Source organism: Zhouia amylolytica, assembly GCF_900116365.1.
Taxonomy (GTDB): Bacteria; Bacteroidota; Bacteroidia; order Flavobacteriales; family Flavobacteriaceae; genus Zhouia; species Zhouia amylolytica.
The window spans coordinates 311,399-336,477 of record NZ_FPAG01000005.1 but is presented as its reverse complement, the minus strand read 5'-3'; the positions used below and the strand labels follow the sequence as shown (position 1 = coordinate 336,477).

The following is a 25,079-nucleotide window of genomic DNA, read 5'->3' as shown; positions in this document are numbered from 1 at the left end:
AGTCTTTTTTCTTTTTATCCCGTCCGAAACAAGATGTTTCTTCCGGGCTTAAAAGAAAAAAGCCTTCAAAGAAAACTTTGAAGGCTTTATCGGGTGGAAGACCGGGTTCGAACCGGCGACCTCTGGAACCACAATCCAGCGCTCTAACCAGCTGAGCTACAACCACCGTCTTTATTGCGGATGCAAATGTATAATATTATCCGATTTTACAAAAGGTTTTTTTATAAAAATTTACACTAAATCACTTAAACTATTGACTGCCAAATATCTCTCAACAGTAAAACCTTCGGCATGTTCAACGCCAATGAGCCTTCCCAGGTCTCTTGCGCGGTAATTAACGCTATCAAAAAAGTTTGAACTACTTATTGGCGTTTGCGGCTCATCACTCTCCGGGTCGAAAAATTGAGAGGCATAAGCTTCTATAGCGGCTATTTTTGTACCGATAAAACCTGAAACATCAACCACAAAATCGGGCTTTAAATTTTTCCATTGGATATAGTGATAAACATGTTTTGGTCGCCATGCGTCCTGCCATTCATCATCACCATCAAATTTAGTATCAATTTTTCTTAGACCACTTAAAAAGCAAGCGTCACTTACAAGCTTACTCCCTTTACCATGATCAATATGCCTGTCATCCACAGCATTACACAAAACGATTTCCGGACGGTATTTTCGAATCATTTTAATGATTTCTAATTGATGATCTTTGTCGTTTACAAAGAATCCATCAGCAAATTCCATATTCTCTCTAACTACAGCTCCTAATATTCTGGCGGAAGCAGCAGCTTCTTTATCCCTGATCTCGGCGGTACCCCGTGTTCCTAATTCTCCTCTGGTTAAATCAACGATACCCACTTTTTTCCCTGAGGCTATTTCTTTTGCAATGGTTGCTCCACACCCTAATTCAACATCATCAGGATGGCTACCGAATGCCAGTATGTCTAATTTCATTATTGTTTATAATTAAGTAGTAACTGTTTGTTTTTTCACCTTAGCAATGGCGTTTTCTATATCTGCTATAATATCATCCCGATGCTCTATCCCTACGGAAAATCGCAACAGGCGATCAGAAACACCTTGAGCCATGCGCTCTTCAGCACTTAATAACGCATGAGACGTTTTTGTAGGCGACACAATAGTACTTTCAACACCCGCAAGGCTCATGGAAGGCTTAATCAGCTTTAACTTTTTAACAAAAGCAACCGGATCTATATCTTGAGACAATTCAAAAGACATCATTCCACCGAAACCTTTCATCTGTTCTTTAGCTAATTCATACCCCGGATGTGACTTGAGCCCCGGGTAATATACCTTCGTAATATCAGGTAACTTTTTAAGATGTTTTGCAATCTGCTTGGCATTTCTGTTTTGAGCTTTTACACGAATCCCTAAGGTTTTGATACTTCGTTCCAAAAGCCAAACAGTAAAATCGCTAAGTGTTCCTCCGAAATTAATAGCAACCCCATGAATCTGTGCTATATGTTCCGAAGAGGCACAAACTGCTCCTGCAAGAATATCACTATGCCCCCCTAAATACTTCGTGGCACTATGTATAACAATATCAATACCAAAGTCAATTGGATTTTGATTCACCGGACTCGCAAATGTATTATCGATCATAGAAATCAAATTGTATTTTTTAGCCAATGAGGCGACCATTTTGATATCTACTACAGAAAGTAACGGGTTGGAAGGCGTTTCTATATAAATCACCTTAGTATTGGGCTGAATGGCATTCTTAAAATCCTGCTCCTCCGAGCCTGAAGTAAAAGAATACTCAATACCAAACTTATCAAATTCCTTAACAATAAGATTATGGGTACCTCCATATAATTGCTTTTGCATTACAATGTGATCTCCTTTTTTAAGGAATGCAAACAGCGAGGTGCTGATAGCTGCCATTCCACTACTAAAAATTATAGCATCCTCAGCATGTTCTAAAGCCGCTATTTTCTTTGACAGTGCCCTTTGGTTAGGAGTATTAAAATTACGAGGGTATTGCTTTATATCCATATTCTCATATGCATATGACGTACTCATATATAAAGGGGAAATAGCTCCTTTGAACTGTTCATCCTTTATTTCTCCTGTATGGACACATATCGTGTTTAGCTTTAAGTTTTTTGATTTCATGTAGTTTATATTATCCTGTGATCAAGTAATCTTGTTGTACAGTAGAGGGCTTCAATGATTTTATTCTGTTATTAACCTATTACCCTTTGATCCAATCTGTGATCTTTTCATCGATAGGGAGTGTTTTCGGTTCAATCACCTCTACCAGATGTCCTTCTTCATCAATCAGATATTTTTGGAAGTTCCACTGCACTTCTGAATCTTTTAAACCATTTTTAGATTTCTGGGTTAAGAACTGATATATAGGATGCATATCTTCACCTTTAACCGATATTTTAGTCATCATTGGAAAGGTTACACCATAATTCTCCTTACAAAAGGATGCAATTTCTTCGTTAGATCCTGGTTCTTGTCCTCCGAAGTTATTTGCCGGAAAACCTACGATAACAAAATTGTTGTTTTTATAGGTGTCATACAACTCCTGAAGGTTTTCATATTGTGGGGTCAGACCACATTCACTAGCAGTGTTCACTACCATTATTTTTTTTCCTTTTAGAGAAGCAAAATCAAAGGGCTCCCCATATAAATCTTCTACTTTAAACTGATAAATATCTTGTTTTTGCATCGTTTGTTCTTTAGTATCTGTTGCCTCCGCAACGTTTTCTTTTTGTTTATCATTTGATTTACAACTTACTATAGCTATCATAGCTATGATCAAAACTAATCTTTTCATACCTTTTATATTTTTCCTTAAAGTTAAGAAATATGGCAGAAGGTTCAAGTAGTTTAAAAAAAGTTTGTGATTTACTTTTTCACCCCTAAAGAATCCATAATTTATTAAAACAATCTTTTATGTTTTGTTTAAATATTTCAGCATTTTTGTGCCAATTAAAGGTTATTTATTAATCCATCGGATTTATCTACGACCTCACAAATTAAAAGTTCGTATATGCAGTTATTATCATATGTTTTAAAACACTCACAATTACCGGAAAGAGGGGTTGCCAACACACTAAAACTTCTTGACGAAGACAGCACCATTCCGTTTATTTCTCGCTACAGAAAAGAAATGACGGGAAATCTCGACGAGGTACAGATTACTACCATTGCGAAGCTAAGGCAAGGTTTTGAAGAGCTTGAAAAACGCAAACTTACTATTTTAAAAGCCATTGAGGAGCAGGAAGCTTTGACTCCTGCCCTTAAAGAAAAAATAGAACAAGCTGAAAACATTACTTTATTAGAGGATCTTTACCTGCCTTATAAAAAGAAACGGAAGACGAAGGCATCTATTGCCAAGGAAAAAGGACTGGAGCCTTTGGCTAAGATCATCATGAAACAACACGATGACGATGTTCCCGGAACTGCTGAACGCTTTATCAATGATCAAGTAAAAAACAGCAATGAAGCCTTACAAGGTGCCAGAGATATTATTGCGGAATGGATTAATGAGAATGAATGGGTGCGCAACAAGCTACGTCGCCTTTATTCCAGAAAAGCTATTATAGAGACCAAAGTAGTAAAGGATAAAAAAGAAGATGAAGATGCTCAAAAGTACCAACAATACTTTGAATGGAGCGAACCGCTAAACAGAGCTCCCTCACATCGAATACTGGCTATGCTTCGTGCAGAAAACGAAGGTATTGTACGGGTTAAAATTCAGGTAGATAAGGAAGAGGCCTTAGACCTCATCGATGGTGTTATTATTAAAACCGATGTTGATAGTTGTACTGATCAGGTTTTCATTGCCATTGAAGATGCCTATAAACGTTTACTCGATCCTGCGATTTCCAATGAAGTTCTTAAAGAAGCTAAGCTCAAAGCTGATGAAGCAGCAATTAAAGTCTTTTCAAGTAACTTACGTCAATTGTTACTCGGTGCCCCATTGGGTGAAAAACGTATTCTGGCCATTGACCCCGGTTTTAAAAGTGGTTGTAAAGTGGTTTGCCTGGATGAAAATGGCGATTTAAAACATAATGAAAATATCTATCCACATCCACCTCAGCGGGAAACTACCCAAGCCATGAAAAAAATAAGATCGCTGGTGAATGCATATAACATTGAAGCCATCGCTATAGGTAATGGTACAGCTTCAAGAGAAACTGAGGCCTTTGTAAAAAAAATCGGCTTTGACAGAGATTTACAGGTATTTGTAGTTAACGAAGCGGGAGCTTCGGTATATTCGGCTTCAAAAATCGCTCGTCAGGAATTCCCGTCATACGACGTTACCGTAAGAGGTGCGGTATCCATAGGTCGGAGATTGGCTGACCCCCTTGCTGAACTGGTTAAAATTGATCCAAAATCAATTGGAGTTGGGCAATACCAACACGATGTAGATCAAACCAAACTCAAAGAAGAGCTTGACCTGGTAGTAATGAGCTGTGTAAACAGTGTAGGGGTTAATGTAAATACAGCTTCTGCTCCTCTCCTAAGTTATGTTTCCGGTATTGGCATTGGTTTAGCGGAAAATATTGTTAAGTATCGCTCCGAAACAGGTGGTATAAGCACGCGTAGAGAACTTTTAAAAGTTCCAAGACTTGGAAATAAAGCTTTTGAGCAAAGTGCTGCTTTCTTGAGAATTTCAAACGCTCAATATCCGTTAGATAATTCAGCTGTCCACCCTGAAAGCTATAATATTGTCGAGCAGATGGCCAAAGATCAAAAAGTTTCTTTGGACGATCTTATTGGGAATAAAGAGCTTATTCAAAAAATAGAACTTGAAAATTACACCAGTGATACGGTTGGACTACCTACACTTACTGACATCATTAAGGAATTGGAAAAACCGGGACGTGATCCGCGTAAAAAAGCCAAAGTCTTTGAATTTGACCCAGGATTAAAAACTATTGATGATGTTAAGGTTGGCATGAAGGTACCGGGTATTGTCAACAATATAACCAACTTCGGATGTTTTGTAGATATTGGTATAAAGGAAAGCGGACTAGTTCATATCTCTAAGCTTGCCAACGAATTTATCAGTGATGTAAACAGTGTTGTACAACTTCATCAGCATGTAGAGGTTAAAGTAATTGAAGTTGATGCGAACCGTAAACGTATACAACTATCTATGATAGATTAACAATGAGATCTTTTTATAAACAGTTATAGTCGATTCCAGCGCAGTTGAAATTAAATAAATTCTAACTGCGCTTAACCGACTCATTTATCAGTATTATACTTTCACTAATTTCCACTTACCCTTCTTAAACCAATAGATCGCTACCAGCGCGATCAGTGATTCTGCAAGCATTATTCCCCAAAATACTCCTTTTGGACCCCACTCCATGGTAAGCGCAGCAAAATACGCAAAAGGCAACTGGAACATCCAAAAGCAAAAGAAATTTATAATCGTTGGTGTTTTGGTATCTCCTGCTCCATTAAAAGCATTTGTTAAGGTCATCCCATAGGCATATAACACATAACCTGCTGCTACGATCTGTAAACTCATGGCTCCATACTTAACTACCTCGGGCACCTCACTAAACCAGCCTATAATCGATCGGGCAAAAAAGAGATATAATACAGAAACAATAATCATGAAGTAGGCATTATACTTACTGGTTTTCCATACTGAAATTTCTGCCCTTTCGGGTTGATTTGCTCCCAGGTTCTGACCAACCAGGGTTGCAGCAGCATTACTCATTCCCCATGAAGGCATTAGGGTAAACATCATGATTCGAATAGAAATGGTATATCCGGCCAGGACCTCACTACCAAATTCACTCATGATTCGCATTAAAAATATCCAACTCGAGGTACCGATCAGGAACTGCCCTATTCCTCCGAGAGAGACTTTTATTAAACGGAGCATAATCTGCGTACGTATAACCAGATCTTTAAATGCCAGCTTTATACGTGTAGCTCCATAAAATAATACGAAGAGCTGAAAAACTACAGCTGTTCCACGTCCTATAGTAGTTGCTATGGCAGCGCCTGCCACTCCATATTCGGGTATTGGACCAAGCCCGAAAATGAAAATAGGATCGAGAATAATATTTAATCCATTAGACAATACCAGAGCCCACATGGCCATGGAGGCATTTCCAGCACCCCGGAAAATAGCATTGATAAGAAATAATAAGACTATTGTTATATTACCTCCAAATAGAATTTGAGTATACCTATACCCCTCCTCTACAAGATCGGATTCTCCACCCATGAGTGATAAGATCTCTTTAGGAAATACAATTCCGATGGTACTAACTACGATAGCTACGAGAACACCGAGAATGATAACCTGCACAGCAGCCTGATTCGCTCCAACATGGTCTTTCTCACCTATCCTTCGGGCTACTATAGCCGTAGCAGCCATACTGAGTCCGACTGCAACTGCATAGACCAGGGTGATTACCGATTCTGTAAGTCCGACCGTTGCCACAGCATTGGTACTTACCTGGGAGACATATGCTATATCGACCAAAGCGAAAACAGATTCCATACACATTTCAAGTATCATGGGTATGGACAGCATAAATATAGCTTTTCGGATACTTCCTTTAGTGAAATCCATTTCCTTACCGGAGATGGCATCTTTTAATAGCTTTAAAAAAGAAACTAAATTAAACTTGTTTGATGTCATTAGAATGAGCGATTGATAAATTAAAAATAATAAATTCTTTAACGTTGGTCTGGGAGTTATTGTGCCAATAAAAGGGTATAAAAAGAAAATCTTAACCCATTTCTGGCAACCTTTAGCATTGAAAATCCATCAACACTATTAACCTATTATTTTCGCTCTGGAAATCATAATGAAACAAAGGTGCTGCTTTTTTTAAAAAAAACAACACCTTTGACAAAAAAAATTAAATGAGCCTTTTAAAAGGTTCGTGTTAAATTAAATCCGAAGAAAAAATCACCATCCCCCCAATCTCCTGAGGCATGGGATAAAAATCCACGTTCCATCATTCCTTCAGCATTGGTAAAGTGCATTTGAAAAACATGCCCTCCAGTTTCAAGATCAACTCCTATTGACAAAGGATTATGAAAAGGAGAAGAAGGGGTTCTGTTCGTATGGATTCCGTAATCCATATTAATACTCCAACGATTGGCTATTTTATATCTTCCGCCCATACCCATAACAAATTGGTTTTCATGTTGTACCAAGGGCGACGGGTATGCCTCATACAGGTATGAAGGTGCTAACTCTAAAGACAAGCGATCGTTGAATTTTCGGGAAATCAAAATTTGCTGAACGTAAGACAACTTATCCCCAAATGAAATAGCAGGGTCTAAATCTTCGTCATAAGACGTATTAATTCCTCCAACTGAGTATCCGCTAACAGTAACAGGGAAACCACCTTCCCTCTGAGTTAACAACCTGTACTTAAACTGAATATCATAAACTTTTTGAAATGAACTTCTCGAAATTCCGATGTTAAATTTATCCGATATACCATAAATAAACTGTATTCTGGTTACCGCATTATCAAGTCCGAAAAAATCATCTATGCCATTCTTAACACTGCCGAATCTATGAGAGACTACAAAACGAAACTCTTTGGCTGCTGCCAACTTGGTTGATTCAAAATTTACGATCTTGAGCGATTTAAATGCCGCCTCAGCATCATTTAAAGTGTCAGTTTTATCTATTTCTTTCCAAATATCATCTTGTGCACTAAGTGATTGAAAGGTTAATACCAGAACACAAAAAATTGAAAGTGTCGAATGAAGTTGTTTTGTTCCTCTTTTTAACAAAAAAGTTAACTGGTTCTTCGGTTGGGGTCTACTCATATTTATTCAATTTTAAAAACCAAATCTAATAAACTTCCGTATATGAATACAAACACTGTTTAACATTTTTTTAATATTTTTATACAACAAATTAATTAATTAACCCCTGAACTATGAAAAAATTAACTTTTTTATCAAAAACTACCACTTTATTACTTCTTAGTATTTGCCTATCAAGTTGTTCCAGTACAGATGATTCTGCTATGGAAAACACCCCTGATGAAATTGATGGTAGCAGCATTACCTATGAAAATACCATTAAAGGTATTATGACCAGCGAATGCACATCGTGTCATGGCAGCACAACGAGTCAAGGGGCTCCTATGTCATTGGTTACTTATGCGCAGGTAGTTGATGCGGTAGATAACAGAAATCTTGTTGGCCGTATTGAAAGTAATACCAACCCAATGCCACAGGGTGGAAAAATGTCCCAAACTAAAATTGATCAGATCAAGGCTTGGGTCGCTAACGGAACCCCAGAAAAGTAATGAAGTCAACTAAACTAACATACAGGCTTTTAATAACGGTCCTATTTGTGTCTATGACTACTATAGCTCAAAGCACCTACAAAACCACTAAAGGTATTATCACCTTTAATGCTTCAACTCCTTTGGAAAACATTAATCCGACCAATTCAAAAGTAAATGGAATTTTAAAAGATGATGGTGCCTTTGGAGTTGTAATGCTCATTAAAGAATTTGAGTTTTCAAATAAGCTAATGCAAGAGCATTTTAATGAAAACTATATGGAATCTGAAAAATATCCAAAGGCGTATTTTAGTGGTAAAATTAAAAACCTAAACTTAGAGGAACTGGATAAAAGTACAAAGGAATATCAGGTTGAAGGAAAAATAACGATTCACAACGTTACAAGACCACTTTCGGCTGTTATAAAATTAAGTCGGGAGCAAGGAGGTATTAAAGCCTCTTCAGCCTTTACCCTCCTTACCAAAGATTTCGACATCAAAATCCCTAAGATCGTATTTACAAAAATTGCAGAAGAAGTAGCGGTTCAAATAAACTTGATACTGGAAGAATAATTGTCGAAGAAGATATTTCAAATTCACAATATTCCTGTGGTATATTTTGAAATTATAAAAAAAGGAAAGCATTTTTTAGGCTTTCCTTTTTTATTTTAAAGGATATTGATTCACCCGATCTTTTTATTAACCTTTGTGTTTAATACTGAAAAAAAAGAGCATGAACTCGAATTTAAAGAAAAGGGTTGCCGTTAGCGCTGTATTTTTTTTAAGCGGACTTTGTTTTGCCAGCTGGGCAAGTAGGATTCCGGATATTAAAAATACCCTTGGACTCAATGAAGGGCAATTGGGAGGTGTATTATTAGGGCTTCCTGCCGGATCTTTGGTTGCTCTTCCTTTGGCTGGCTGGATGGTACATCGTTACGGAAGCAAAAAGGTCGTAATTCTTTCTGCAATATTATATGCCCTTTTCCTTCCGTTACTTGGTCTTGCCGATGCAGTAATTGAATTGATCGGGGCTGTAATTCTCTTCGGTCTAGTTGGGAACTTAACAAATATAGCGGTTAACACTCAGGCCGTAGGTGTAGAATTTCACTATGGAAAAACAATCATGGCTTCCTTTCATGGCTTATGGAGCCTGGCCGGATTTGTAGGAGGTGCAGTTGGAGCAGCAATGATCGATCTTAAAGTCACGCCATTTTATCATTTTTCTATCGTTGGGGCGTTATGTTTACTTATTATCTTTATGGCATACCGGAATATGTTATCAGAAGATATTAATAAATCGTCTGAGCAAGGATTGGTTTTTAAAAAACCTGATAAACTATTATTAAGAATAGGTATTATAGCTTTTTGTGGAATGATGTGTGAAGGATGTATGTTTGACTGGAGTGGTGTTTATTTTGATAAAATTGTTAATGTGGATGCAAGTCTTACCACCCTGGGGTATATTGCTTTTATGAGTACTATGGCTTCCGGAAGATTTGTAGCCGATTATTTCACTCAACGTTTTGGAGCTGTTGCTTTATTACAATTTAGTGGGATTTTAATATTCTCTGGTTTATTAATATCGGTATTGTTTCCATCTTTAATATATGCCACAATTGGATTTTTATTAGTAGGTGCCGGCACCTCTTCCGTAATTCCTTTATCTTTTTCGATCGCTGGGAGATCCAAAACCTATAGTCCGGGAATTGCTTTAGCCATGGTATCTACTATTGCCTATTTTGGATTTTTATTTGGGCCTCCTATTATTGGATTTATTGCCGAAGAATTTAATTTGAGATTCTCTTTCTCACTCATCGCTGTAGTAGGTGCGTTAATTGCTGTTTTAAGCTGGACAGGAAAGCCTATTTTAAAACCAGCTTCAAATACTACTAAAATGTAGGTTGTGAAAGATTTTTATCATTTTTTAAAACAAAACACTCGTAATGTAAGCTTTGGATGGGTAATGACTTTTTTATCCAGTTTTGGGCAAACATTTCTAATTTCGCTGTATGTACCGGAAATCATTAGGTCCTTTTCACTATCTGAAGGGTCCTTTGGAGGTATTTATGCCCTGTGCACCATGACCTCCTCTGTTATAATGCTTACGGTAGGGCATACCATTGATCATAAGCCTGTAAAAAAGGTAACTGCGCTTACCATCACCGGTGCAGCTGTTTCTTGTTTTATTCTTGGCGTTTCACAAAACCATATCGCCCTTCTTTTTCTGGCTTTAATAGGATTGCGACTTACAGGTCAAGGATTAATGACACATATAAGCATGACCGTAATGTCTCGATACTATACTGCCGACCGAGGTAAGGCCTTAAGTGTCTCGGCATTAGGTTTTTCTGTGGGAGAAGCTATTTTCCCCATCATAATCTCCACGCTCATCTTATGGTATGATTACCAAATAGCAGCCCTTGTATCCGGTGGTATCCTATTGTTGTACCTAATAAGACTGAAATTTATAAAACTCTCACATTTTGATGTGACCTTAGATGACCACAAGCCTTCAACCCTGTCATTGATCAAAGATTATAAGAATCTTATTGGAGAAAAGAAGTTCTTGATTATGATGCCGGCAAGCATATCTGTTGCCTTTGTTTCAACCTCCATTTTTTTCTATCAATATGTCTTTGTTGAACACAAAGGCTGGTCAGTATCATTATATGCTTCATTTTTCACCGCTTATGCCATTACCCGTTTTGCCATGTCAATACTTGGTGGTTATTGGGTAGATAAATTTACGGCCCGTAAAATGTTCCGTATCTACTTATTGCCTATGACCCTCGGTATGCTTCCTTTAGCCTTTATGAATAGTATTTTAGGAGCACTTATATTTTTAATTTTAGCCGGATGCTCGGTGGGTATGTCTGGTGCTGTTACCACTGCCGTTATTGCTGAGATTTATGGTGTTAGAAAAATTGGCGCCATTAGAAGTTTATTTACCATGTTTATGGTATTAAGTACTGCTCTGGGACCATTTTTAGTGGGACTTATGATTGATGCTAAGGTCGAATTTTCCCGGATTATACTAAGCATGTTCGCCATCATGTTATTTTCACTTATCAATGTACAACGTATCAAAAAGGTTCCTTAACACCTTAAAATCATAGGATTTTCCCCCTTTTTAACGATCTTTGCTTGTCTTTTTAAAAATATATTATGATTTTTAGATAATCAAACAGACAAAGTGCTTTTAATCAACATTGTAACTTATTCCAGATTGCAAACAAAACAGCTATCATCTAAAAGAATTCTTATTGCATTTATTGCAATCATTTATTCTTTTTCTTTAACTGCACAGGAAAGAACTTTTGAAGAGGATCTTAATTATGTTTTGAATAAAAAGTTTACTTCGGCGGATTCCCTTGCTAAATATGTAATGAAGTATAGAAGGGACACTTTAAAAATGCAAACCTTATTAAAGGAATCGAATCAAAAAAAATATTTTGAGGGAGCATCATTCGCCAATAATGTCTTAGGAATTTACTTTAGAGATAAATCGAAATATGAAAAAGCAATTGACTATCACAAGACAAGTCTGAACATTGCAAAAAATATTGGTAATGATGAGCTTACAACCTCTGCATTGAATATGCTTGGGGTTGTTTACAGAAGAATGGATCAGGTTCGTATGGCATTAGATCGACATCAAATGGCCTTGAGCATAGCGGAAAATAGTGATGTTAAAAGTGAACACATAACCAAGTCAATTACCATCTCCTACAACAGCATCGGTAATATCTACCTAACATTAAAACAATATGAAAGTGCTGAAGAATATTTCAGGAAAGCTTTATCCCTGGAAGAATTTATTCATAGCAAGTTAGGCTTAGCTATTAATTACCATAATATTGGGTACACCTATGAAGCACGAGAAGTTTTTGACCAGGCTCTAACCTACTACAAAAAATCACTAGCCTATAACAACGAGATCGATTCAGATTTAGGAAGGGTTATTTGCAACAACAGTATTGCACAGGTCTATCTCAAACAAGGGAGTTTTCAAAAAGCGCTGGAACTTATAAGGACTACCCTAACAACATCTGTGGAAATCGGAGATCCCTATTATATAGCTATGGCCAATATAAGTACTGGTTGGGCGAATCAGGAGCTGGGTTATTATAGCAGGGCCTTGCACCACCTAAATAAGGGATTGAAAATTGCCAAAGAAAATAAATTACAATCTTTTGAAGCAGAGGCCTATAAACATCTTTCCAATTTGTATGCTTCCCGAAACAACTATAAAGAAGCACTTGGGTACAATCGATTATATCAGGAAAAAGAGGAACAATTTCTCAATGAAAGCAATCAACGCTATATGTTCGATTTGCTTACCAAATATGATGTAGAGAAAAAGAAAGCGCAAATTGAACTTCTTGAAAAAGAAAACGAAATTGTAAATATTCAACTAGAGCAACGGAACAAGATTTTTATGTTTATTTTCATGTTCTCGTTGTTGACCATTGCATTTTTGGTTATTCTATTCCGCCAAAAAAAGCTGGCTGGTGAAAAACGTTTTTTAAGTTTGGAACAGAAGCTTTTACGACTTCAGATGAATCCACATTTTATTTTTAACTCCCTGCTCTCTATAAAGCTTTATATGCTTAATAATGATAAAAAAAGTGCAGTTGCCTATCTCGATCAGTTTTCTAAATTGATCCGCACCATTTTATCAACATCAATGGAAAAGGAAATTTCCCTGGCTGATGAGTTAAAAACAATGCAATTATATGTAAATATCGAGAATATTCGCTTGTGTAATGAAATTGACTATAAGGTATCCATAGATGAGAGTCTGGATCTCGATAGTATCAAAATTCCTTCATTAACTCTCCAACCTTTTATCGAAAATGCTTTATGGCATGGATTGTCTGCCAAAGATGGCTATAAGTCTTTAAACCTTACGGTTCGAAAGGATTCTAATGATTATGTAGAAATTAGCATCCTCGATAATGGAATCGGGCGCGAACGTACCATGAAGATTGAAACTGAGAAAAAGAAGAACAATACAAAGTCTATTGGCATTGCCCTAACAAGGGAACGACTGGCTAACTTTTCTAAAAATTTTGCCAATATGCACAGCCTGAATATCATTGATTTATATAACAATAATAACCCTTCAGGTACACAGGTTATTTTAAAGATACCGGTGCGTTAGGAAAATCCATTCTATATTCTTCCATACTGCCATAAACCTTAACTTCTATTAATCGATTAATTAGGTAATAGTTTTTTTCCCTATAAACATTTCTGATTAAATAAGTGCCCCGCTAATTGTAAAACTTACACTTTATTACTTAAGTCAGCCCTCCAATATTTCTCTAAATTCTTTTCATGTTCAAAAGTAAATCCAAGCTTTCTTTTTTGTGACTTTTAAGTTAACACATAACCACAAAGTCAAGAAAAGGTTAAAAGCTAATTAAACAGTCTAATTGAACTAGGTAGTTTATGCGTTTGATGTGACTTATTGCATGAAACACCGAAATATATGTCATTAAAAAAAGAATACTTTTTACACCTGCTTAAAAAATATAATGATGGGTCCTGTTCATACGATGAAAAAGTAATCATTGAATCATATTTTGATAAATGTCAAGATCATAACATTCTTCTTAATGATTCAGAAGTCTTTATTAAGAAAAAAATCTACAAAGGCATCAAAAAGGAAATTTCCAGGAAGAGACTTCGTACATCTCTTTTACTCCCCAGGAATATTTTAAAATATACAGCAAGTCTTTTATTCCTTCTAAGTTTAGGGTATTTCATAAACGAAAACCAAGAGCTCAAAACTCATATAGTATACACGAAGTTAGGTGAGAAAAAAGAGGTCTCATTACCTGACGGCACATTGGTATTTCTAAACTCAGGGAGCCAACTTTCTTATCGAAATAATTATAATCAAACAGAAAGGAATGTTAAACTACAAGGGGAAGCCTATTTTGATGTTCATAGAGATATAAACAAACCTTTCACGGTAGAGACGAATGAATTTACAACCAAGGTTCTTGGTACTTCTTTTAACATAAAAACTCCAGATAAAAATAACAAAGCTACAATTGTAAGTGTCACCTCGGGAAAGGTTAATGTGTACAACCTTAAGCACAGAATTGATGAAAAACTAATTAAAAATGATCAATTATTATATGATCATTCGAGGCAACAATTAGAAGTAAATCATCAACATGACTCAAAATTAGATGCGGCTTGGAAAGAAAATATAATTGCTTTAAACGGAAACAATCTGGAAGCTACAGCTCATGTATTAGAGAAATGGTTTGACATCAATATCATCATATCCGATCCGGCTCTAAAGGAAATAAAAGTAAATGGTAAATACATTAACCCAAGTTTGGAAGAGGTTTTAGAGAGTTTAAAATTTTCAACTGGAATCACTTATTCCTTTTCAGACGAAAAAACAATTTATTTAAAAAAAGACACCATGAACAAAATTAGAAGTGAATAATAAAAAGAAAGCCTTTCCTGCTCCAACAAGAAAGGCTCATGAACATCTAAAAAGTCAGTGAAAAACTTAATAGAATACATTTTTAAAAATAATGAAAACAAAAATACAAAAAATACAAATCAGGAATTTAAACCCTATATTCTTGATCATATTTCTTTTTCTGATACCAATCTCAATTCCTGCTTACGCATATCCCAGTGCTGAGAATGGGATTTCCATCTCCATAGAAGAAAAACATTTATGCGACATTTTAAGTACTATTGAGAGTCAATCAGAAGTAACTTTCATTTACAATGAAAAAATAAAAAAACTAGCTAAACGTAAAACCCTCAATTATCAAAATGAAAAACTCGATGTAATTCTCGAAGATCTTAGTAAAATTTTTCAAATAGAATTCAAGCGAATTAATAATACAATTGCCGTAAACATCAAAAAAGTATCTGAAAATGAAGTAGTCGTTAACGGAACCATTACCGATAAAGATGGTATTCCTCTGATGGGAGTTAATGTAATGATAAAGGGAACTTCTAATGGGGTTACAACAGATTTTGATGGTAATTTTAAATTAGCAGCGCCTGCAGGAAGCGTCCTTGAAATTACGTATATCGGGATGAAAACGATATCAGTTAATGTTTCAGCCAGCGATAACACATTTAATTTAATTATGGAAGCTGAACAAGAAATGTTGGATGAAGTTGTAGTAATAGGTTACGGTGAAAAAAGTAAAGAAACACTGATCGACGCGGTTAATAAAATAGATCCCAAATCGATTGAAGAAAGGCCATTATCAAATGCTGCAAATGCACTTCAAGGAGTTAGCCCCGGTTTAAACATAACACAATCAAGCGGAAAACCGGGAACCTCTCCACGAATAAACATTAGAGGATTTACATCTATAAATGGTGGATCGCCACTCATAATCGTAGATGGTGTTGAAGGGGATATTAATAAACTAAACCCTAACGATATTGCTTCCATAAGTGTCTTGAAAGATGCCGGAGCCTCTGCAATCTATGGTGCACGTGGAGCTTTTGGAGTTGTATTAGTAACGACCAAAAAAGCTAAAAAGGGTAATCTTACAGTCAATATAGGAAATACGACAGCGTTTAGCTCCCCAACCATTAACACTAATTTCGTGACGGACCCATACAGGGCCGTAACACTTGTTGATGAAGCATTTAGAACTGCAGTTGGGAGGTCGTATACTGGATATTCTGAGCAAGATTATCAAGCTTTACTCGAGGTCTCTAAAGACCCTTCAAAGGCCAGGGTTATACAAGACATTCGTAATGGTAAAGAACAGTATATTCATTATGGAGCTACTGATTGGTGGGATTCTTTCTTCAGAAAATCTTATCCCTCTTATATTACCGATGTATCTGTTTCTGGAGGGTCTGAAAAGGTAAAAGGTTATTTTTCTTACCGAAACTATCAAGCTACTGGAATATTAAAAGTTCAGGACGATATATTCAAACAATACAACCTCAGAGGTAAAATTGATATGGAAGTTAATGATTGGCTTAGCTTTACTAATAACATGCAGTTTAACAACACTGATGATGTAGAGCATGGTGGTAGTCAATATGGATATCGGAGTATTTGGGGAAGTCTAATTTGGGTACATGCTTTGCCTTCTTATGTCCCAGTAAATCCAGATGGTTCATCTCTATGGAGAACAGAATTGAATAACTATACTGTAGGTGATGGTGTTTACGCTTCTCTATTACACGGTAAATCTAAACAAGTTACTGATCAATCAGAATTTTCAAATATTGTTTCTGCTCATATTAAACCTATGAACGGCTTGGAAATTACGACCAGCTATGCTATTAGAAAAGTTAACTTTAATCGTTTTCAAAGGTCAACACGAATTCCATATTCCATTTTTGTGAACAACCTGGCTACATTTGGTAATGACAAGATTACCGAGTACAACAATCAATCGAGTTATAATGCTTTTAATATATACGGAGAATACAAAAAGCAATTGGGAAATCATTCATTGAGTGGTATGGCCGGATTTAACCAAGAATCTTATTTTATAAAAAGTATTCAAGCCAGTAAACAAAATAGTATCTCAGATGATCTTAATTCACTTGGATTAGCAACTTCGAACCCGGAAACCATGGGAAGTGCTTCTGAATGGGCACTCCAAGGGGTCTTTTATCGATTATCATACGACTACAAGAAAAAATATTTAGTTGAAGTGAATGGTAGATATGATGGATCTTCCAGATTTCCGGAAGCTCATAGATGGGGATTCTTTCCTTCTGTTTCAACGGGATGGATTGTAAATAGAGAAAACTTCTTTAAAAATATAAATACCCTAAGCTTATTGAAATTGAGAGCATCTTATGGATCACTCGGAAATCAAAACGTCGGAAACTATGCATATATACCTACCCTGAACAAAGGTATAAACTCAAGCTATGCCCTGGATGGTACATCCTTAGGTTACATAGAATCTCCAAGCCTTAACCCTAACCAAATTACCTGGGAGAAGGTAAAAACAAAAAATCTTGGTATTGACCTGGGCTTTTTTAACAATGCTCTGACCACAAGTCTGGATCTGTTTCAAAGGGATACAGAAGGCATGTTAACTGCGGGAGCTACTCTGCCAAGTGTTTTAGGGACTCCTTCTCCTCAAGAAAATGCAGCTGATCTCCGCACTAAAGGCTTTGAACTTTCTTTAGGATATACGAACAATTTCATGTTAGGAAATGCACCATTCGAATTTTCAGTAACCGGTTCATTATCCGACTCCAAAACAGAAATAACCAGGTTCGACAATCCAAAAAACAGCCTGCTAGATTTTTATGAAGGCATGACGATTGGTGAATTATGGGGGTATCACATTGACGGTTTATTTCAGTCAGAAGATGAAATTCAAGGGCATGCAGATCAAACGCGTGTTTCGAACCGTATTATGGCCGCTGGAGGATTACAGCCAGGAGATGTGAAATATATTGACCTTAATGGCGATGGCGTAATTAATGAGGGGGAAAATACTCTAGACAACCCAGGTGATCGTAGTATAATTGGAAATACGGCTCCTCATTATTTATACAGCTTTAAAGTAAGTGGTTCCTGGAAAGGATTCGATCTTTCAGCTTTCTTCCAAGGGGTGGGCAAACAAGATTGGTACCCACATAGAGACTCCAGGGCATTTTGGGCTATGTATAACAGACCTTATGATTCTTTTATAAGAAAAGATTTAGCAAACAATATTTGGACACCAGAAAATACAGATGCGTATTTCCCACGTCTTTTCGGATATATTGCATTATCAGATAACGATGCCCTTGGAGCTGTTAACAATAGATACCTTCAAGATATATCCTATTTAAGGTTAAAAAACTTAAGTCTGGGATATACCCTTTCGGATCAAGTAATGGAAAAACTACCGATATCAAAATTAAGGATCTACTTTAGCGGTGAAAACCTATTTACTTTTACAAAATTAACGGATTATATAGACCCGGAAGCTGCGAGTAATTCCGTTAATCTTAATAGCCCATCAACTTCGACGAACAGAAGTACCGCGCAAACAGTTCCTTTCTCTAAGATATATTCAATAGGGATGTCACTTCAATTCTAATCATAATACCATGAAATACAAAACAGATAATATGAATTATATGAAAATTAATAATTGTTGGTCAATACTTATGGTCTTTTTTGGGCTTATTAGTATTGGATGTAGCGATGAGTATTTGAATAAAGAACCACTATCTGATGTTACTGCTGAAAACTTTTTTCTAAAGGCTAGTGATCTAGAATTATATACTAATGGATTTTACAGAATGTTTCCGGAAAGTTCCATTTACAGTGGTGATGCTAAGGCGGACAATATAATAACCACAACCTTAAGTGATGAAATGAGAGGTACACGACTTATTCCAACCACAGGTGGAGGATGGAATTGGGAATACCTGAGAGACATTAATTTTTTTCTGGAAAACTACCAAAAATGCGATGATGAAAATGCTAAAAAGCATTATGGAGGTATAGCCCGTTTCTTTAGAGCTTACTTCTATTTCGATAAAATAAAACGCTTTGGAGATGTTCCTTGGTACGATTATACAATCGATCCGTCAGACGTTGAGAGTTTACAAAAACCCAGAGATAATAGACAATTTGTGATGGATCGAATTTTAGAAGATCTTGATTATGCAATAGAAAATCTAAATGAGGAGGTTCAGGCTTATCGAATTACCAAATACAGTGCTTTAGCCCTTAAGTCGAGAATAAGTCTATACGAGGGTACATTTGAAAAGTATAGGGGAATTACTGGTTATGAAAAATATTTACAATCATGCATAGATGCTTCTGAAGAATTAATGAATAATGCTCCCTATGGCGTTTATACTACAGGTAATCATTCAAGTGACTATATGGACTTATTCAATTCCCTTGAAACAGAAACTAGTGAAGTTATCTTAAGCAGACAGTTTACACAGAGTTTAGCCATTGACCACAATGTAAATTATTACACCACAACCTCATCGTACGGAAGACCTGGCATGCCTAAAGACATGGTTAATAGTTACTTAATGAAAGATGGTTCAAGGTTCACTGATAAAGCTAACTTCAACCAACTTTCCTTTATCGAAGAGGTTTCTGACAGAGATCCTCGCTTATCACAGACAATAAGAACACCGGGGTATCGTAGAAAGGGCGAATCCTTAAACATTGCACCTAATTTAGGTGCAACAATGACAGGTTATCAATTAACCAAATTTGTTACTGAACCTATGTATGATACCTACGATGAATCCGTAAACGATTTACCAATCTTACGGTTCGGTGAAGTTGTTTTAAATTTTGCTGAAGCCAAGGCTGAGCTTGGGACTATTACTCAAAGTGACCTTGATAATTCAATACAGATGCTTAGAAACAGGGTTGGAATGCCACCCTTAATATTAGCTGAGGCAAATTCAATTCCTGATCCATATCTTGAAAATCAATACCCTAATGTTAATGGAACCAACAAAGGATTAATCCTAGAAATAAGGAGAGAACGACGCATTGAACTTTATATGGAAAATCATAGATGGGATGATATCGTAAGGTGGAAGTCCGGTCAGACTATAACCCAACCATTACGTGGATTGTACTTTCCGGGGACAGGGTCATACGATCTCGATAATGATGGTCAGATAGATGTTGTTTTATTTGAAGGAGATACTCCTGGAAACCAAACTGCAGGTATACAATATATTAAATTGGGAGCAGATATATTTCTGGACGAAAACAATTTAGTAGACCCTCAACCTGACTTCAATAATCGAACCTTTGATGAAAAAAGAGATTACCTATATCCTATTCCAAGGGTTGAACTTCAATTAAATCCAAGTCTAACACAAAATCCTGGATGGGAATAAAAACTAAAACGATCATGACAAAATTCGTCACAAAATCAGTCATACTGCTAACGTTTGTAGGTAGTATACTTGCTACAAAAACACAAGCACAAGAGAAAAATTTATTAAAAATTATGTCCACAAATATACGATATGCCAGTCCGAATGACGGTATCAATATTTGGGATCATCGTAAAGACTGGCTCTGTAACAGTATTAATTTTATGGACATTGACGTATTGGGAGCTCAAGAAGTTATTGATCGACAGTTGAACGATATTAGTAATCGTTTACCCAAATATAAATTTGTTGGAATTGGAAGGAATGGAGGTAAAGAAGGTGAATACTGCCCAATTTTTTATAAGAAAGAAAAATATATACTTTTAGAAAGCAATACATTCTGGTTATCAAAAACACCAGAAAAAGTTAATTCCAAAGGATGGGATGCCGCCTTACCCCGAATTGTTACGTATGTTAAACTAAGGGACAAACAGTCCGGAAGCGTCTTTTATTTTTTTAATACGCATTTTGATCATAAAGGTAAAATGGCCAGATTAAAAAGTGCTGAGCTATTAACTAAAAAAGCTAAACAAATAGCGGGCAAGCATCCTTACTTCATTACTGGGGACTTTAACCTTACTCCTTCCTCTCAACCTTATAAAATACTTACAACATCAAACACTGATGGATATTTCTATGACACTTATATGAATACCGATCAGCTATATGGACCTGATTATACATTTAACGGATTCAAAATTGAGCCTGATAGTAACAAAGAGCGCATAGATTATATTTTTTATCGAGGTAATATTACGATTTTAAAACATCATGTACTTGATGGTCAAAGAGGTTCGAAATTTATCTCAGACCACTTCCCTATTATCGTTAATGCGGTCATTAACTAATAACTTCACTCCCCTGCATTTAAATGCAGGGGAGTATTAACATTAAACTAATCATTTTCATAACGCAAGGATAAAGCATAGATAGCTTTTCATTAAAAGCATGAGTATAAATTTATACTCTAGATAATTATTAAGTCCATGGGTCAGTCTTACGAGGATACACTTTTAATTAATTTACTACAACAACAAAGTCCCAAAGCTCTGAAGTATTTTTATGAGAAATATTGGAAAAGAATGTTTGTTTATGCCCATAAAATAATTGATAATCAACAGACATGTGAAGATATTGTGCAAGAAATTTTTATCAGTCTTTGGAAAAAAGCCCCTGAAACAGACATCAGAAACATTGAGGCTTATTTATTTCAAGCCTTACGTTATAAAATTTCGAATGCAATTAGAAATTCAAAATATATTGAACTTCGAGATGACATCCTGGAAGATTTACCTACGTCCAACAATATTAAAGATCATGTGTATTATTTAGATCTTGAAAACCAAGTCTTAAAAACAATGGAATCCTTACCCCAAAAATGTCGAAATGTGTTCTATTTAAGCAGAATTAAAAATTATAATAACCAAGAAATAGCACAACAACTAAATATATCAGTTAGAACGGTAGAAAACCATATTAATAAAGCACTTAAACATTTTAAATTCCATCTTCAGGAATATTCAATCTACGGCGGGATTATCCTATTAGTTTACTATATACTTCAACCCTCATTTTTATAAATAAAGATAAAACACCTTTAGCAACAGGTATTTCCTTATTACATCTACCATAAAAAAAGCCGCTAAAAAGCGGCTTTTATATCTTTATAATCTATTTATTTCTTCACCTTAACGCCATTCCCATTTTTATAGTACTTCTTACCTTTCCAGTAGCTAATAGCACCTATCACAGCTACCACAGCCACACTATAGTAAACAAAGTTAGGTGTAATCACTTTATCTCCACTTGCATAACTATGGAGTCCTGATAAATAGAAGTTCACTCCAAAGTATGTCATCATGATACTTGCATAAGCTAAAACACTTGCAAAATTAAAGGCCCAACGTCCTCTTAATCCAGGTACTAATCGCATATGAATCACGAATGCATAGACCATAATACTTATAAGTGCCCAGGTTTCTTTAGGATCCCATCCCCAGTATCTACCCCAGCTTTCGTTAGCCCACTGACCACCCAGGAAGTTTCCGATGGTGAGCATCACTAAACCTACCGTAAGCGCAAGTTCATTGATAATTGTTATTTCTTGTAAGGCCAACTGCATCTTTTTCTTGTTCTTTTTACTGGTAAAAATTATAAGTAACAAAGCAACCAACCCTAATATCATTCCTAAAGTAAAAGGACCATAACTACCTACTATAACAGCAACATGAATCATTAACCAATAACTATTCAGTACAGGTTGAAGATTTGCAATAGAAGGATCAAGCCAATTCATGTGAGCCCCCCACAGAATTATTGCGGTAACAAAAGCAGTGGCAGCAACTGTCATATCACTTTTTCGTGCAAATAACAGTCCCATACCCATGGTTGCCCATCCTACATAAATAACACTTTCATAGGCATCACTCCAGGGAGCATGACCACTTATATACCATCTAAAAGCCAGGCCTGCTGTTTGCAATACAAACAGGGCAAACAACACATACTTTCCTCCGGTAATGAACTTTTGAGTCCATTTGGCATCTTTAAAAATCTGTGTGATAATCAAAACAAACATCAACAATCCTACTAATAAATAGTACATCATCAATTTCTGAAAGATGTTGATCTTGTTATAGAGAATTTCCGCTTTGATTTTATTTTCAGATGGTAAAACCTCTCCTCCGTAATTTTTTTGATTTTGCTTAAAAGCCTCGAGCATTTTATCTGCTTCAGCATAATCGCCAGTTGTTTGAGCCTGACGTAACATCATCAAGTAATATGGTATCGAGTTATTAATGAAATTAGCATAAAGGGAATCCTGTACCTTGAATTGACCTGTATTGAATTCAGTTCTCGAGATCCATTTATTATTTTCATTATCAGTCAATGGGAATATTTTTAAAATCTCCCCACTTAAGGCCCTGTTTAATAACCCAAGTTTCAAATCAAATTCTTTAAAAGCTTTTTGAAACTGGTTTGGTGTATTTGTAGCATAGGCCTCCTGTAAATAAGGAGCTAACTTATAAGTCCCTTTCTGATCAAAAAAATCTGTGGCTCTCACAAATTCCTGTTCAGAAGGCACCCCAATGATCTGACGTATACTATCATTCTTTTTGGTTACGTAAATAAAATCTACATGATACCACAGCGACGGGTTCTTCATCATGGATAGCATCACTTGATCCTGATCCATACCTTTAAAAGTATTACTCTTGTGCAACTTTCTGAACATCTCAGCAGCAAAAGTATTGATAGGCTTCATCCGGCCTCCATCATCCTGAATCACCAAACGACCAAACTTATCAGCATGTTCTTTGGATACAATACTTGAATTCAGCACCGAGTCTACCTGTGTACTTGATGGTGTTAAATTATGTGCATGCTGGTCTTCGGCGGTCGTATGCACATGTTCTTCTGTATGTTGATGAGATTCCTGAGCAAACCCATTAAGCATGAACATAAATGCTAACATTCCCGTTAGTGCTGCTTTTTTGCTTTTGACCTTCTCCAGTTTTTTTCCGAGTTCTCTGAAGCGGGTTTTACCGAAAAACATGATTCCCATTAATCCTGCATATAACAAGAAATAGCCAATATAGGTTATCCAGGTTCCCCAATAGTCATGATTCACAGAGAAAACCGAACCTTTTTCATCAGGATCAAAATTTGCCTGGAAAAATCTATAACCTTTGTGATCCAATACATGGTTCATATATATATGGTAATCGAATGGACGTTCATCCTGAACCGTTACCTTACTTTCAAATGATGCATATCCTTTTTCGGTACCTGGGTATTTTTGAGCAATAAAATCGTTTAATTTAATACTGAACGGTAATTGATGACGTATTGAGCCATATGACAAATGAAAATCGAGTCCACCCAATTGTATCGTTTTAGGATCATTAATAAACCCTCTCCCTCCTAACAATTTCACTTGTTTGGTTTCATTACCAACGGTTACATCTACAATGACTGCATCTTGCATATTTTCATGCTTCTCTTTGGCCTCTACAACGCCATAATGCCCTTTAACCGGAGGTTCTGGAAAAACGAACTGCATACCTGCAGTAGAATAGAGCGATCTCATTTGAAGTGTTTGTAAGCTATCTTTTACCAGTTTTCCCTGGGCCTGATCTGCCATACGCATATACTCTCCTTCAAAAGGCGATTTAATAGTACTTAAGGTATCAGTAATATTTATGTTAATAGCACCATCTGTAGGTTTGTTGAATGCAAAAAGAACATTATGTATACTTGAAATCTCTCCCTCTTTCAAATAGTGATCATGACGCTCACCTCCACCTGCTTCAACAATCTTTAAATAAGTATCGCCATTTTCATCTTCGATCAAACCTTCTTCAGCTCCTTTAATAAAACCTGCATAAGATATTTTAAAAGGCTGCCCGTTGAAATCCGATCTCCAAGGTAAACTTGATTTTTCCGCTTCTGGAGTTAGTAACACCTCTTCTTGCAGCATTTTTCTTCGCATTTCTCCATTCATTTCACCATCTACCATGGCTGACAAATAGGTTTTGTGCGTTAAAATATAATCAACCGACTGACCTTCTCTTACCGGCATCATCCCCTCAAAACTAATATAGCGGGTAACAAATGCTCCTGAAATGATTAATATAAAAGACAAATGAAGTAATAAAACCGGCCATTGTTCCCATTTAAGAAGTTTGTACTTCTTAATATTTCCGATAAAATTTATTACAAAAAGTACCATAATGACTTCAAACCACCAAGCATTATAAATCCAGATGCGGGCAGTATCTGTACTATACCAACTCTCGATAAATGTTCCGAATGCCATGGCTACGGCAAAAACAAAAAATAAAACAGCCATTAATCGTGTAGAGAAGAGTGTTTTTTTAAGAAGGTCTACCATTGAAGTAAAAATAAGTTTCTGATT

17 protein-coding genes and 1 tRNA gene are annotated in these 25,079 nt (G+C 36.2%); 11 read left to right on the top strand and 7 right to left on the bottom strand.

Annotated elements, in window-relative coordinates; all coding sequences use genetic code 11:
* Positions 1–91: 91 nt before the first annotated feature.
* From BM361_RS10075 to BM361_RS10060, 4 genes are all read right to left on the bottom strand, one after another.
* Positions 92–167, bottom strand: a tRNA-His gene (locus tag BM361_RS10075).
* 64 nt (positions 168–231) lie between these two features.
* Positions 232–954 carry a bacillithiol biosynthesis deacetylase BshB1 gene (bshB1, locus tag BM361_RS10070; RefSeq protein WP_074978598.1) on the bottom strand — a complete coding sequence of 241 codons (723 nt, stop codon included), beginning with the start codon at positions 952–954 and terminating at the stop codon, positions 232–234.
* Between the two features lie 12 nt (positions 955–966).
* A complete protein-coding gene (locus BM361_RS10065; RefSeq protein WP_074978596.1) occupies positions 967–2,136 on the bottom strand; it encodes a trans-sulfuration enzyme family protein in 1,170 nt (389 codons plus the stop codon).
* Between the two features lie 79 nt (positions 2,137–2,215).
* A complete protein-coding gene (locus BM361_RS10060; RefSeq protein WP_074978594.1) occupies positions 2,216–2,809 on the bottom strand; it encodes a glutathione peroxidase in 594 nt (197 codons plus the stop codon).
* Between the two features lie 216 nt (positions 2,810–3,025).
* On the opposite strand from BM361_RS10060, the gene BM361_RS10055 reads away from it, so the two are divergent.
* Positions 3,026–5,152, top strand: a complete 2,127-nt coding sequence (locus BM361_RS10055; protein WP_074978593.1) for a Tex family protein — start codon at positions 3,026–3,028, stop codon at positions 5,150–5,152.
* A gap of 93 nt (positions 5,153–5,245) precedes the next feature.
* Here BM361_RS10055 and BM361_RS10050 read toward each other — a convergent pair whose 3' ends face one another.
* Positions 5,246–6,652, bottom strand: coding sequence for an MATE family efflux transporter (locus BM361_RS10050; protein WP_074978591.1), 1,407 nt, complete (start codon positions 6,650–6,652; stop codon positions 5,246–5,248).
* Between the two features lie 236 nt (positions 6,653–6,888).
* Complete coding sequence (locus BM361_RS10045; RefSeq protein WP_254785798.1) at positions 6,889–7,803, bottom strand: DUF5777 family beta-barrel protein; 915 nt, start codon at positions 7,801–7,803, stop codon at positions 6,889–6,891.
* 113 nt (positions 7,804–7,916) lie between these two features.
* On the opposite strand from BM361_RS10045, the gene BM361_RS10040 reads away from it, so the two are divergent.
* The 10 genes from BM361_RS10040 (at position 7,917) to BM361_RS09995 (ending at position 21,741) form a co-directional block, all read left to right on the top strand.
* Positions 7,917–8,291, top strand: a complete 375-nt coding sequence (locus BM361_RS10040) for a hypothetical protein (protein ID WP_074978589.1) — start codon at positions 7,917–7,919, stop codon at positions 8,289–8,291.
* A 53-nt stretch (positions 8,292–8,344) separates the two neighbouring features.
* On the top strand, positions 8,345–8,842 hold the full coding sequence (locus BM361_RS10035) for a YceI family protein (RefSeq protein ID WP_217643769.1): 498 nt from the start codon (positions 8,345–8,347) through the stop codon (positions 8,840–8,842).
* Between the two features lie 160 nt (positions 8,843–9,002).
* The gene (locus BM361_RS10030; RefSeq protein WP_074978586.1) at positions 9,003–10,169 is read left to right on the top strand and encodes an MFS transporter; all 1,167 of its coding nucleotides are present in this window, start codon (positions 9,003–9,005) and stop codon (positions 10,167–10,169) included.
* A gap of 3 nt (positions 10,170–10,172) precedes the next feature.
* The gene (locus tag BM361_RS10025; RefSeq protein WP_074978585.1) at positions 10,173–11,369 is read left to right on the top strand and encodes an MFS transporter; all 1,197 of its coding nucleotides are present in this window, start codon (positions 10,173–10,175) and stop codon (positions 11,367–11,369) included.
* A 93-nt stretch (positions 11,370–11,462) separates the two neighbouring features.
* Positions 11,463–13,433, top strand: coding sequence for a tetratricopeptide repeat-containing sensor histidine kinase (locus BM361_RS10020; RefSeq protein ID WP_139226692.1), 1,971 nt, complete (start codon positions 11,463–11,465; stop codon positions 13,431–13,433).
* A gap of 330 nt (positions 13,434–13,763) precedes the next feature.
* Positions 13,764–14,738, top strand: coding sequence for a FecR family protein (locus BM361_RS10015; protein WP_074978583.1), 975 nt, complete (start codon positions 13,764–13,766; stop codon positions 14,736–14,738).
* Between the two features lie 91 nt (positions 14,739–14,829).
* Complete coding sequence (locus tag BM361_RS10010) at positions 14,830–18,336, top strand: SusC/RagA family TonB-linked outer membrane protein (protein WP_074978582.1); 3,507 nt, start codon at positions 14,830–14,832, stop codon at positions 18,334–18,336.
* 10 nt (positions 18,337–18,346) lie between these two features.
* Positions 18,347–20,122, top strand: a complete 1,776-nt coding sequence (locus tag BM361_RS10005; protein ID WP_254785796.1) for a RagB/SusD family nutrient uptake outer membrane protein — start codon at positions 18,347–18,349, stop codon at positions 20,120–20,122.
* 113 nt (positions 20,123–20,235) lie between these two features.
* Positions 20,236–21,009, top strand: a complete 774-nt coding sequence (locus tag BM361_RS10000; RefSeq protein WP_175496571.1) for an endonuclease/exonuclease/phosphatase family protein — start codon at positions 20,236–20,238, stop codon at positions 21,007–21,009.
* Between the two features lie 138 nt (positions 21,010–21,147).
* Entirely contained in the window at positions 21,148–21,741 is a 594-nt protein-coding gene (locus tag BM361_RS09995; RefSeq protein WP_083425915.1) for an RNA polymerase sigma factor, read from the top strand.
* Between the two features lie 95 nt (positions 21,742–21,836).
* Here BM361_RS09995 and ccsA read toward each other — a convergent pair whose 3' ends face one another.
* Positions 21,837–25,055, bottom strand: coding sequence for a cytochrome c biogenesis protein (gene ccsA, locus BM361_RS09990; protein WP_074978577.1), 3,219 nt, complete (start codon positions 25,053–25,055; stop codon positions 21,837–21,839).
* Positions 25,056–25,079 lie beyond the last annotated feature (24 nt).